This is a genomic window from Prevotella illustrans, from assembly GCF_017426725.1.
GTDB classification, from domain to species: domain Bacteria; phylum Bacteroidota; class Bacteroidia; order Bacteroidales; family Bacteroidaceae; genus Prevotella; species Prevotella illustrans.
Genome location: NZ_JAERMS010000003.1, coordinates 104,416 through 116,978 on the forward strand (window position 1 = coordinate 104,416; position 12,563 = coordinate 116,978).

The window sequence follows — 12,563 nt, forward strand, 5'->3', positions numbered from 1 at the left end:
TCAGTTACCAAATCGTTCGAAAAACGATGAAAGGAAAAGGACGGCTGAAAGTGGTAACTAAAACGGAGTTTTCTCTTTCATTATCAATGTTTTGCATCGTTCAAAGTTCCTCAAAGAAGTGTAATTTTGCAAGTAAAAAACAATGGAAAAAGAAAAATTCAAGCTGCTTTTCTACCTCAAGAGAGGTACGCAGGACAAAAACGGAAAAAGTCCCATCATGGGACGCATCAGCGCAGGACGCTCTATGGTACAGTTCAGTTGCAAATGCTCGTGTACTCCTCGTTTGTGGGACAGTCGCAAAAACCGACTGCTGGGCAAGAGTGCCGAAGCCGTATCGGTAAACAAGGAACTTGACCGCCTTCAGGTGAGCATACACAAGGTTTATGAGTCTCTTTCGGGTAGCTCCGATGCCCCCATTACGGCAGAGAGAGTACGGGAACTTGTATTCGGACTAAATAGCGAATCTCAAGAACTGCTGCATCATACAGACGAGTATATCGACCGCTTCCGTGAGCGCGTGGGCATAGACCGCAGCGAGCGGAGGCTGAAATGTCTGCTGCTCTTCCGCAAGCATCTGGCAAACTTCGTCAGATATCGCTACCGTGTGGAGGATATTCCCGTACAGAAAGTGGACACAGTCCTCATCAAAGACTTGGAGGACTACTTCGCCAAAGAAAAGGGATTCAAGCTCAACACTTCGGCTGGTTATCTCTCCATGCTGGCTTCCTTGCTCAAAGACCTGCATAAACGGCATATCATTGACACCTATCCCTTCATCAACCATTCCATTCGTTGGGAGGTGGGCACTCCACGTTACATCACAAGGGAAGAGGTAGGTCGTATCGCAGCCTTGGGAGAAGATAAATTGCAAGGCTATGAAAAAGTGTCGAGGGATATGTTCCTTTTCTCCTGCCTGACGGGGCTTTCCTATACCGACGTGTATCACTTGACGGAGCAGCACATCTTTCACGAAGCGGGAATGACTTGGATACGCAAGCCGAGAATGAAGACGGGCAACGTGTGCCACATCCCCCTACTTCCCGAAGCCGCTGCCATTATCGAGCGTTATCGGGGCATTCACACGAGGGCTTTCCGACACGAACCGCCCAAGGGGTATCTGCTGCCCATACCTGGATGCGACACGGTAAACATACACCTCAAAAAGATAGCGCGGCTTTGCGGTATTCAGAAAACGTTGACCTATCACATGGCACGGCATACCTTCGCATCTCAGATGACACTGTCGGAGGGCGTGTCCATTGAGAGCGTTTCCAAAATGCTCGGACACAGTCAAATCAAAACCACGCAAGTGTATGCGGAGACTTCTCCCGAGCGTGTCTTTCTGGACATAGAGAAAATACTTCCACAACTCGCACATTATCAACTGACCAACTAAAACCGCAGAACAATGAAAAGTACATTTGCCATACTATTCTACATAGATAGAAGCAAGACCAATGAAGACGGACTATGCGTAATCCGTTGCCGTATTACCTGTAACGGAACGTCCTCATCGTTTTCCACGCAGTTGCAAACTTCCCCCGACGAGTGGCTTGCCCGAAAAGGGTACATCAAGGCGACAACAGGTAATTCAAGCGGCATCAATCTGCAACTGAACTCAATAGAAGAGTGCTTGCATTCACTCTATGAACGTACATTAAGGGAAGAAAACTATATCACGGCGGAATACCTCAAGGAGCGTTATATGCAGCAAAGTCGCCCCATGCCAACACTTACGAAGCTATATCAATCCGTTTGTGAATACAAGGAGGAATTGCAGGGCAGAACCTTAAGCAAGGCAACTGTCAGGGCTTTTAAGGATAGCTACAAGAGTTTTGTTCATTTCCTGCAAGTAAGGGACAGGGCAGACTGTATGCCCACAGAGGTGGACAAGACTTTGCTTGAGGACTATCGCCTTTTTATGCTTCGGGACTTGGAAAACAAGGAAAGCAGTGTCGGCAACCGCCTACGCCACTTGCATCAGGTCATTCGCAAGGCATTGCAGGAGCGATACGTTCGTGAAGACCCTTTTGAACTCATAGACATAGAAACGCCTACCTACGAGCGCAATGCACTTACGGCGGACGACCTGCAAAAACTCTTGGCTTACCGTCCGCACCGCTCGACAGATAACCATTGCAGACTTATTTTCCTCTTGGGATGTTTCACGGGGCTGGCATTCTCAGACTTAAAGAAACTCCGAATGGACGATGTTTATACATTCGGGGATGGGCGTAGGTACATATCGCTCTGTCGCACAAAGACACAGAACAGGAGCATTGTCCCCTTGTTGCCCATTGCCGAAGAGATACTCACCATTGTCAGTGACGGACGAAAGGAGGGTTTGCTCTTTCGTGAGTTCCCCACGAATAGCCATTTCAACCGCAAGATAAGGGACATCATCATCAAGGCAGGACTCCCACCTCATACCGAAGCCACCTCGCACACGGCACGACATACTTTTGCGACAACTATCTGCTTGGAGAACGGTCTACCGATAGAAACCGTCAGTAAGATGCTCGGACACCGTTTCATTTCCACCACAGAACTTTACGCAAAGGTCAGCAAGGGTAAGATTGCCCGTGAGATGCAGCCACTCATGGGCAGCAATATCACAAGGAAACTTAGAGAGGCTTTGCGTGTCTGCCCGCCCAAAAAGCCAAGCGGAGAGCAAGCAGTTTTTCTTTTGGCTGCAAAGCAACCATCATTGAATATCAACGCTAAATGAAGATGAAGATAAAGATGAAACAGCACAACAAACAGGAACTTTTCTACTTTCGATTGAAGTTAAGAAGTTACATGAGTGAGCATCATCCCGAGAGATTGCAAGACACGGAGTTTATCACCGCACGAGCTGATATGGCTCTTACCGCCTACTGCGATGCCGTAGTGCAAGGTTTCACGCACCCCGAAGCGGAGAGCATGGCAAGTGAGGTTTTGTATCAGGGCTTGCACTTTTCCAAGTATGATACGCTTGTATCCGTCTTGGAGAACGAGTTTGAAAGGGAACTGCCTGCACCGCTCCCAGAGAAACTCGTACCTATACTGTTGTCGAACAAGGCTATTCAAGCCACATTCGACAAATTCGGTTTGACGGACACATTGGCTTCTGACGAGCAATACGGCCGTCTTTACACCGAACTCACAGGCACGATAGTGCTGCTCATCGAGAGCAACAATCTGCCAACGGTCAAACTGACGGAGGAAGCAAGTCCAAAGGCGTTGTAGGCAAAGGCAGACGCAAAGCCCCTGAAGCCGTTTCTTATCGTGCAAAGGTACAACGGTAGCCTATCTGCCCTGACAAGGTCGAGTCCTGCGGATGAAGAGAAGAATCTCCACCGCAGGATTTTTCTGTTTCAAGGTGGTATTGCCATTTTCTATATCCATGCGGTCGTATTCATCTCTCCCAACCTTGCAGGGCTGGGCTGCCGTAGAGAGTATAGGCACGACAAGAATACGGCATACTCAGGCTCTTTGGACGCAAGGCGTAACAACTAACAACAGATAGGACTGACGATAATACGGACAATCTATTGTTTGTACAATTTGTTGTCATGACTATCTGTTGTCAAAACTATATATCGTCAAAATAATCTATCGATAAAACTATCTATCGACACTTCGACTTCTCAATTTGTCGAACTATCGAACTGTCGATAGACCAACAAATATGCAATAAAAGGAAAGAGCCGGCACCTCATCTCATTACCGCAATAATGCTGAGGAATTTCCTCGTGAGCTTTTCTCTTGTTTTCCTAACATTTCTCTGCTTTTCCTCATTCCTTGCAGCGATGCTCTTGACCACTTACTTTTGCACCCGATAAGTACGGCAACGGGCAGCATAACAGCTCCATTGCCGAATAACAATAAAGTAACCAAAACAGAATTAAGGCAATGAAACTCATTATCATCGACCGCAAAGCGTGGGAGCGGCACCGCTCTGAATTTGCAGACTTTATCCACCACGTGGAAAAACTCATCGGCAATCCGCCTGAGACCGAGCAATGGCTCGACAACGAAGCCGTGTGCAAGCGTTTAGGCATCAGCAAGCGTACCCTACAATCATACCGAGATACGGGCAAAATCCCTTTCTCCATGATTGGACACAAGTGTTATTACAAACAGACCGACATCAGTGAAATGCTGAATGCAGTCAAGGATTGAAATCAAAGAATGAATGAATTATGGCAGAGAATGAAATCATTACGCGGGAAGACCCTCAGATGCAGTTGTTTTCACAACTGATGGAGGGCATCTTAAAGAAACTGGAGCGTTATTGCGCCACAGCTCGTCCGATGTTAGATGGCGAGGTTTACCTTTCGAGCGAGGAAGTGTGCAGCCACTTACGACTCAGCACACGCACGCTCCAAGAGTACAGAAATGCAAGAATACTTCCTTTCTACAAAATCGGAGGGAAGATACTCTACAAGCAGAGCGACATACAAGCCATGCTTGAAAAACACTATAACCCGATACCCAAGAAATTATGGCAAGAATAGATGAAAAAAGGAAACAACGCTTGGAACAAGCCATTAGAGATATGGGAAATTATGGCGTTAAGCTCCGCAAGCCCGAAGAGTTACCCGATTTTGACCAGCCCTCCGATTATGAAGAGGGAAAGAGAAGGTTTGAGCCTGTTTATAAAGTTGAGGAACAAAATGACAAGGAGAGTAACAAGGATTTTTCTCAACCGTCCTATCAAGAAACAGCGTTGTCGCCAACAGAAAGGGCTACTTCTACCGAAGAATTTCATCAAAGAATAGGAAAAACAAAGGACAGAAAGCAATTATCCGAGTTTCAGGGGAAATATCTCCAGCCCTTTCGCAACAGCCACCGCAAAGCCGTGTATGTATCAGAGGAAACCCAACGAAAGTTAGACTTCGTGGTGCGGAGAATCGGTGAGCATGGAGCGAGCGTTTCGGGATATGTCGAACAGGTACTGCGGGAACACCTCGACCAATACAAGGAAGATGTGGAAAGATGGAGGAAACTCTGAATTACTGCATTCCTCGAATGCAAGCCTACGCCGAGTTACTGTATTCAATGAATGCAGTAACACAGCAGGGGCTTATAATCCCATTTTCTACATCAGCAAGGTGTGTCTTTGTACCACAAATTGCCATTTGTACCACAAAGACCCTTGCCCCGAAAGGGGATTAAATCACTCCAAAGTCGTGATTAGAAAGCAATGAAGAAGCAAAAACAAAAGAAGCCAGACGGCAGATGTGCCACCTGCCCACGATGGGACAGATGGCACATCAGAATACCTAATTCCGAAGACCAGCAGAAACTTATCAGACTCTATCGCAAGTCGGGAGCAAAGACAAAGAGCGACTTTGTCCGAGCAAGGCTTCTTGGTGAATCTTTTAAGGTCATCACCCAAGACCCTGCAAAAGAACCTTACTTGGAGAAACTCTCAGAAATCGTTGCCTTGGCTCATAAGATAGGAGTTCTGTACAACGAAGTCGTGAAAGTCCTCAATACTTATCATTCTGTTGCCACTGCTCAACAACTGCTCGGCAAACTCGAAACCTATTCCCAAATTCTCATCAGACTACAACAGCAAGCAGTACAACTGACAAAATCCTTTGGGAGTAGAGAAGAATGAATGCTGATAAATCATAACACCCATACTCGTATCGTACCGCGAATGTCCAATCCCTCTTTGGATGATACAAAAGGGTCACTTTGAACGATTACATAGGACCAGTTTCAACGATTTTTCCACTCTGCCCTAATACTTTATCTTTTGGAAAGTACATTGATAATCAGATAATTATTTCAATAACTCCCGATTTGGAGTATTACCCCACATTTATTATTTTTTTATTTTGACAATTCCCGATTTGGGGCATTACCATGACCATTAACAAACACAAAGTCTGTATAATCCCCTATAACTAACGTATCTTTTGAAATTTTCCGTATTTTGTAATCAACATATGGATAGAGCTTTTCCACAGGATGTGGAAGTTTCCAATAAATAAAAACTCGCATGCCATCAACATCAAACACTTTAGGGAATAAAATGTCCTGTTGGGAAGTAAATTCTTCATCTCCTTTCTTATTATAAGCTGAATTCAACTTGCAAATGCAACAGAATTCTGATTAATAATTTGTTTAAATTTTTCGTTTGGCGTGAGGTATCCAAGTCTTTTACGAGGTCGATTATTGAGTTTATTTTCAATCCACTTAATCTGTTTGTTGGTTACTTCACTAAAGTCCTTACCCTTTGGGATATACTGCCTGATAAGCCCGTTGGTGTTTTCATTGGCACCACGTTCCCATGAGTGGTATGGTTTGCAAAAATAGAATTTTATTTCCAATTTTTGCGCAATTTCCTCGTGCTTTGCAAACTCCTTTCCATTGTCAGCCGTAATTGTGTGTATTAAGTTTTTCACTTTCCGCAGTGCCCATACTGCAATCTTAGCTACCGGGATGGCTTCTTTTCCCGACAACTTGCGTATCCAGACCCTGCTTGTTGCTCTGTCGTTAATGGTAAGAATGGCACCTTTGTGGTTCTTACCAATAATTGTATCTATCTCTAAATCACCAAATCTCTCCTTCAGTTCCACTATCTCGGGACGCTCATCAATATCCACCCTGCCTGGGATAAATCCTCGCCCTGCATTTTTAGAACCACGTTTGGCATACCTGCGACCTTGTCTGCGAAGATATTTGTGCAGTTTGCCACCCCGCCGCTTATCCTCCCAAATCCAGCGATATATCGTTTCGTGAGATACCATCGCAATTCCCTCCAAGCGGCTCCTGCCGACAATCTGCTCCGGGCTGAATCCTTTCTTCAACAGCTTTATTATCCGTTTTCTCATTGCCGGTGTAAGCACTTCCTTGCGATGTTTTTGCTGCTTGCGCCTGTCTGCTTTTCGCTGGGCAAGCTCCATGCTATAGCTACCACTTCGGGCGTCGCAATTGCGCTTTATCTCCCTGTAAACAGTGCTTTTATCTACTCCGATAGCTTCCGCTATTGCTTTTTTGCTCATCGGTATTTGCAACATCATAGAAAATTGCATACCTTTGTTCCTCGGTTATATGTTTGCTCATCTGCAACTTTTTTTTCTTTGGACGGACAATTAAAGCAAAGATAGCAAACTTTATCCATTCAGAGTGAGAGAAAGGGGGACATTGTCTCTCTTTCCTCTCTGAAAAATAAATGTTTTTATTGCTTATTATCCGCACCCAAAAAGTTGCATTTATAAGTTGAACTCAAGAAGTATTCACCTGTAAGAAGTTACTAATGACAAAAAAGAAATTGCCCGTTCGTTTTACGGGTCAGCACTTTACTATTGATAAAGTGCTAATAAAAGATGCAATAAGACAAGCAAATATAAGTAATCAGGATACGGTTTTAGATATTGGGGCAGGCAAGGGGTTTCTTACTGTTCATTTATTAAAAATCGCCAACAATGTTGTTGCTATTGAAAACGACACAGCTTTGGTTGAACATTTACGAAAATTATTTTCTGATGCCCGAAATGTTCAAGTTGTCGGTTGTGATTTTAGGAATTTTGCAGTTCCGAAATTTCCTTTCAAAGTGGTGTCAAATATTCCTTATGGCATTACTTCCGATATTTTCAAAATCCTGATGTTTGAGAGTCTTGGAAATTTTCTGGGAGGTTCCATTATCCTTCAATTAGAACCTACACAAAAGTTATTTTCGAGGAAGCTTTACAATCCATATACCGTTTTCTATCATACTTTTTTTGATTTGAAACTTGTCTATGAGGTAGGTCCTGAAAGTTTCTTGCCACCGCCAACTGTCAAATCAGCCCTGTTAAACATTAAAAGAAAACACTTATTTTTTGATTTTAAGTTTAAAGCCAAATACTTAGCATTTATTTCCTGTCTGTTAGAGAAACCTGATTTATCTGTAAAAACAGCTTTAAAGTCGATTTTCAGGAAAAGTCAGGTCAGGTCAATTTCGGAAAAATTCGGTTTAAACCTTAATGCTCAAATTGTTTGTTTGTCTCCAAGTCAATGGTTAAACTGTTTTTTGGAAATGCTGGAAGTTGTCCCTGAAAAATTTCATCCTTCGTAGTTCAAAGTCGGGTGGTTGTCAAGATGATTTTTTTGGTTTGGTGTCGTCTTTTTTTAAGCTGCCGCATAACGGCTGGCAAATTGGCGATGGAGCCGACTTTTAGCACAAATGTTGAATAGAATTACTAATCTTCAACATTGCACAAAAGTTCAATAGAAGTACTTCACCGGCTCTATTGCCAATTTGTTTGTTATGTGCCTCTTGTCATCAAGTGTCAGCAAAGCCTGTATGGAAGGCTGTTGTGTGTTTCCGTTATAACGCAGTTCAACTTCTATTTTTCCGTTGTTCCACTTTGCGCCGAACTTGGGCTTGTATTCCGTAGCCTTGACTGTATAGTCCACTGTTTCCGAATTGTGTTGCCGGCAGATATTCCTGCGTTGCCATTCTACATCAATGCCACTGTTTATCTTCCATTGCTTACCCTTATAATCCATTCTCAGGGTGAGTTCCTGCCCACATATAGATAGTGTGTTCTCATAACTTAGGCTATCTATGTATGGTCTATTCGGTATAGTATAGTCGTAAGTGTTGCTTGTGTTTCTATCCTCTTCGTGATGCAGTCCGTACCCTGTCTGCAATTTCAACTGTTTGCCAAAAGGATGGGTATATTGCAATGATATTCTGCTTTCGTTGCGCAGGGTGGGCAGTTGTTGGCAAAGATTGCGCAACAGTAGTGAATCTCCGCCCACAGCGTTGCGCAGGTGGTGGAATTTCGTCAGTGAAAGGCTGGTATTATTAGTTTCATTCGAGTTACCGCCAAGTGTCGCCTTCACGGTAAATGATGCCCCAGCCTTGCCAATCCGCCGTGTGAGGTCGGCAGATACATGGTAATTCTTTCCATTGCTTTTTGTGTTATTTCGCAGCGTTCCCGAGGTCAGCGTGTCCGCAGCCGTATTGCGCTCATATAGGTATGTTGTGTTGTCAGTCAGGTTGTCTGACCGTCCGAAGTTTCCATTTGCACTTATATTCAGCAAAGTCTTTTTGTCTATGTTATACTGCAGATTTATGTTTGCGGCATTACTGTGATTCTTGCTCAAGGAAAGCAGCATTGATTCCCGATATTTTGTTCCCGATGAAAGATATTGCTCATCATAGTCATGATTCTCGCTTCCATTGTGGAAGGCATTGAGTGAGAGGCTTGCATTGAGCGTAATTTTCTTACCAAATTTCTTCACGATATTGCCCGACAATATGTTTTGGAAATTGTTTCCCCCAATGTTCATATTACTAAGATTGTCAGAGCGCAAAGTCAGCGAGGTGTTTTCGCCATCGGCATTGAATAGATTGCCCTGTACCTCATCCCTGCGTCTGTCGCGATTGCCGTGTTCAGCCGTTAGTGTTCCTGTCAGGCTGCCATTGTAGGTAGATTTGGTCTTGATGTCCAGCACATAATTGTCGGCACCATCATCTACTCCCGTCATTTTCTCCAATGCGCTGAGCATGTCATACAGTTTCAGTAGTTCCACTGCATCGGTTGGCATATTCTCCAACGCTGCGATAATGTCGTTGCCCATAAAGGTCTCGCCATTGATGTTTACGCCGTTCAATGGCTTTCCTTTGAATGATAGTTGCCTGTTCGCCTTGTCGTATTCCATGCCCGGAATATTCCTGATTAAGTCTTCCAAGTTAGCACCTTTCCTTACTCGAAGGCAATCAGTATTGATAAACGTGGTGTCTTTTCTTATGGAAAACAATTTCCGCTGTCCAATAACTTGAACTTCATCGAGTTCTATCGTTTTATGTAATGAAGAAACATGTTTTCGAGTAGGGTATATAGTATCACCCACAACTAAATTCAAAATAGTAGCATTAGCAGTGGGAAACAGCAGAAGTAGAATGATGAAGATTAAAAGAATTCTTTTGATTATCATTTTGCAAAATTACCATTGTTCATAGATATATGCAATACCTTAAAATGGCGATTTTATAGAATTAGAAATGTCTAAGGTTGATTTTCATTGAAAAAACAACGTAAATACTTTGCTTATATGAATTATATCGCTATCTTTGCAACATCAAACAGAGAGTTCTTTGAGACTTTGCAGAATAAAGAAAGGGAAAGAAACTCGCTCGTTTCTTAGTCGTTCACCTTATCAGATTATATATTCTGCTTTTTATTAGTAATCAGTCGATTACATTCACCCCCATTACTTTTATAATGAGATTACGGACTACCGAACGGCGGAGGATGTGGGCGTTGACCGCCCCGCCAAGAACGAGATACTGCACCACATACCGCCCACGCCGGAGCAGGAGGACTTCATTCAGAAGCTGATGCAGTTCGCCAAGACGGGCGATGCCACCCTGTTGGGCAGGCTGCCGCTTTCGGAAACGGAAGAAAAGGCGAAGATGCTTATCGCCACGGACTATGCCCGGAAAATGGCACTCGACATGCGCATGATAGACCCGAATTATGAAGACCATCCCGACAACAAGGCGAGCCACTGTGCCAAGATGATCGCGGAATATTACCAAAAATACGACGCGCAAAAGGGAACGCAGTTCGTTTTCTCGGACTTGGGGACATATCAGCCGGGCGATGGGTGGAACGTCTATTCGGAAATCAAGCGCAAGCTGACGGAGGACTACGGCATACCGCCAAGCGAGGTGCGCTTCATTCAGGAGTGCAAGACCGACAAGGCGCGGAAGGCGGTGATAGACGCCATGAATGCCGGAACGGTGCGTGTGCTGTTCGGCTCCACCTCCATGCTCGGAACGGGTGTGAATGCGCAGAAAAGGTGTGTGGCAATCCATCATTTGGACACACCGTGGCGGCCATCCGACCTGCAACAGCGTGACGGACGCGGAGTTAGGGCAGGAAATGAGATTGCCAAGCATTTCGCCGGGAACAACGTGGATGTAATCATCTACGCGGTGGAGAAGTCACTGGACAGCTACAAGTTCAACCTCCTGCACTGCAAGCAAACTTTCATCTCGCAGCTCAAAAGCGGTGCTATGGGGGCGCGTACCATCGACGAGGGGGCAATGGACGAGAAATCGGGCATGAACTTCTCGGAGTACATGGCGTTGTTATCCGGCAACACCGACCTTTTGGATAAGGCGAAACTGGAGAAGCGGATCGCATCGCTCGAAGGGGAACGCAAGTCGTTCAACAAGGGCAAGCGTGATTCGGAGTTCAAGCTGGAGTCAAAGACCGGCGAGTTGCGCAACAACACGGCTTTCATAGATGCCATGACGGAGGACTGGAACCGCTTCCTGTCGGTGGTGCAGACCGACAAGGAGGGCAACCGCCTTAATATAATTAAGGTGGACGGTGTGGATTCCGCCGATGAGAAGGTTATCGGAAAGCGTTTGCAGGAGATAGCGAAAAACGCCACTACGGGCGGGCTTTACACGCAGGTCGGAGAGCTTTACGGTTTTCCGATAAAGGTGGTGAGCGAAAGGATACTCAAAGAGGGATTGGAGTTTACCGACAACCGTTTCGTGATAGAGGGAAACTACAAGTACACCTACAACAACGGGCATCTGGCGCTGGCTGACCCGTTGGCTGCCGCCCGCAATTTCCTCAACGCGATTGAGAGGATACCCTCAATCATCGACCAGTATAAGGCGAAGAACGAGGTACTGAAAAGGGAGATACCGCAGTTGCAGGAGATAGCTGGCAAGGTGTGGAAGAAGGAGGACGAGTTGAAGCAGTTGAAGTCCGAACTTGCCGCCCTTGACCGCAAGATACAGCTGGAGCTTGCGCCGCCCACGCCCGAAGTCGCCGAAAAGGAGAACGAGGGGCAACAGGTCAAACCGGAAGCGGAAGATGTGCGGAACAGGCAGGTGCAATATCCCGAAAATGCACCGCCGCAGATACGCAGTCCGGCGGATAGTATCGTTGCCAACCATGTCATAATCGGGCGTCCAGGACTGTATGCCAAGGAGGAAACCCGGTCCAAAGGATTGAAAATATAACCTTAGGAATTTTATCTGAAGTATTAATAAGGGCTATCCCAAAAGGTCTAAAAGTAAATTTTATCCTTTCTGCAAGTATCTGTAGGATGGCAACTGCATTTTTTTCTTTTTGGGCAGCCCTTATTAAAATTTATTCTTATTTTAGGTTATATACATTCATGTTCATTTATGTAAAAAATCCTGCTGACCTTGTTTATGTCTTGTCAGTCACCATTTGCAAAACCATATTTGACCCTCAAAGAGGCTGAATTTGATAAGCAACTTGCTACATACTCATAATAAGGAGCTAAATAGAACACGAATGGGAAATACTCAAATGCCAAACTAAAGAAGATATTGGCCAAAATAAACGTTATACCGAGAGAGAAACTTGATTTTTCAACTTCCTAAAACGGTGTTGTTCAAACATTTCTACTTATTTGTACTTGCCAGTTGAACCTACGCTTCCCTAATAAAATGTCTATGGTAAAAAGTTAAAAAATCCTCCCACTTTTGTTAGATATATTTTTTTGTGTAATTTTGTAATCGTTATGCGGCAGTAATAATATACATATTAATACGAGTTAGTAATCCTGTAGTTCTCACA

At 44.6% G+C, this 12,563-nt stretch carries 11 protein-coding genes and 2 pseudogenes; 10 read left to right on the top strand and 3 right to left on the bottom strand.

From position 1 onward, the window contains the following. Nucleotides 1–142: 142 nt before the first annotated feature. The 8 genes from JHU38_RS02040 (at nt 143) to JHU38_RS02075 (ending at nt 5,608) form a co-directional block, all read left to right on the top strand. Complete coding sequence (locus tag JHU38_RS02040) at nt 143–1,396, top strand: site-specific integrase (RefSeq protein WP_207859276.1); 1,254 nt, start codon at nt 143–145, stop codon at nt 1,394–1,396. 12 nt (nt 1,397–1,408) lie between these two features. Then, a complete protein-coding gene (locus JHU38_RS02045) occupies nt 1,409–2,728 on the top strand; it encodes a site-specific integrase (RefSeq protein WP_207859278.1) in 1,320 nt (439 codons plus the stop codon). Between the two features lie 14 nt (nt 2,729–2,742). Beyond that, nucleotides 2,743–3,228 (top strand): DUF1896 domain-containing protein, encoded by a 486-nt coding sequence (locus JHU38_RS02050; RefSeq protein ID WP_207859290.1) that lies wholly within the window; start codon nt 2,743–2,745, stop codon nt 3,226–3,228. A gap of 39 nt (nt 3,229–3,267) precedes the next feature. Continuing rightward, nucleotides 3,268–3,498 (top strand): hypothetical protein, encoded by a 231-nt coding sequence (locus JHU38_RS02055; protein ID WP_207859281.1) that lies wholly within the window; start codon nt 3,268–3,270, stop codon nt 3,496–3,498. Nucleotides 3,499–3,894: 396 nt separating this feature from the next. Beyond that, entirely contained in the window at nt 3,895–4,164 is a 270-nt protein-coding gene (locus JHU38_RS02060; RefSeq protein WP_004384674.1) for a helix-turn-helix domain-containing protein, read from the top strand. 20 nt (nt 4,165–4,184) lie between these two features. Beyond that, nucleotides 4,185–4,499, top strand: a complete 315-nt coding sequence (locus JHU38_RS02065; protein ID WP_207859283.1) for a helix-turn-helix domain-containing protein — start codon at nt 4,185–4,187, stop codon at nt 4,497–4,499. Continuing rightward, nucleotides 4,487–4,996 carry a DUF3408 domain-containing protein gene (locus JHU38_RS02070; protein ID WP_207859286.1) on the top strand — a complete coding sequence of 170 codons (510 nt, stop codon included), beginning with the start codon at nt 4,487–4,489 and terminating at the stop codon, nt 4,994–4,996. Before JHU38_RS02065 ends, JHU38_RS02070 begins: the two co-directional genes overlap by 13 nt. Before the next feature lie 192 nt (nt 4,997–5,188). Further along, the gene (locus tag JHU38_RS02075) at nt 5,189–5,608 is read left to right on the top strand and encodes a plasmid mobilization protein (protein WP_004359027.1); all 420 of its coding nucleotides are present in this window, start codon (nt 5,189–5,191) and stop codon (nt 5,606–5,608) included. A 218-nt stretch (nt 5,609–5,826) separates the two neighbouring features. On the opposite strand, the gene JHU38_RS02080 is transcribed toward JHU38_RS02075, so the two are convergent. Next, nucleotides 5,827–6,084 (bottom strand): hypothetical protein, encoded by a 258-nt coding sequence (locus tag JHU38_RS02080; RefSeq protein WP_004359029.1) that lies wholly within the window; start codon nt 6,082–6,084, stop codon nt 5,827–5,829. After that, nucleotides 6,081–7,062: pseudogene (locus tag JHU38_RS02085) on the bottom strand (IS30-like element IS4351 family transposase). Before JHU38_RS02085 ends, JHU38_RS02080 begins: the two are co-directional and overlap by 4 nt. Nucleotides 7,063–7,255: 193 nt before the next feature. Here JHU38_RS02085 and erm(F) point away from each other — a divergent pair. Continuing rightward, the gene (erm(F), locus tag JHU38_RS02090) at nt 7,256–8,056 is read left to right on the top strand and encodes a 23S rRNA (adenine(2058)-N(6))-methyltransferase Erm(F) (protein ID WP_004359035.1); all 801 of its coding nucleotides are present in this window, start codon (nt 7,256–7,258) and stop codon (nt 8,054–8,056) included. Nucleotides 8,057–8,205: 149 nt separating this feature from the next. Here the strand turns inward: erm(F) and JHU38_RS02095 are convergent, their stop codons facing one another. After that, nucleotides 8,206–9,681 (bottom strand): TonB-dependent receptor, encoded by a 1,476-nt coding sequence (locus JHU38_RS02095; protein WP_227985655.1) that lies wholly within the window; start codon nt 9,679–9,681, stop codon nt 8,206–8,208. A 526-nt stretch (nt 9,682–10,207) separates the two neighbouring features. On the opposite strand from JHU38_RS02095, the pseudogene JHU38_RS02100 reads away from it, so the two are divergent. Then, nucleotides 10,208–11,977 (top strand): annotated as a pseudogene (locus tag JHU38_RS02100) (helicase-related protein); the annotation flags it as partial. Nucleotides 11,978–12,563 lie beyond the last annotated feature (586 nt).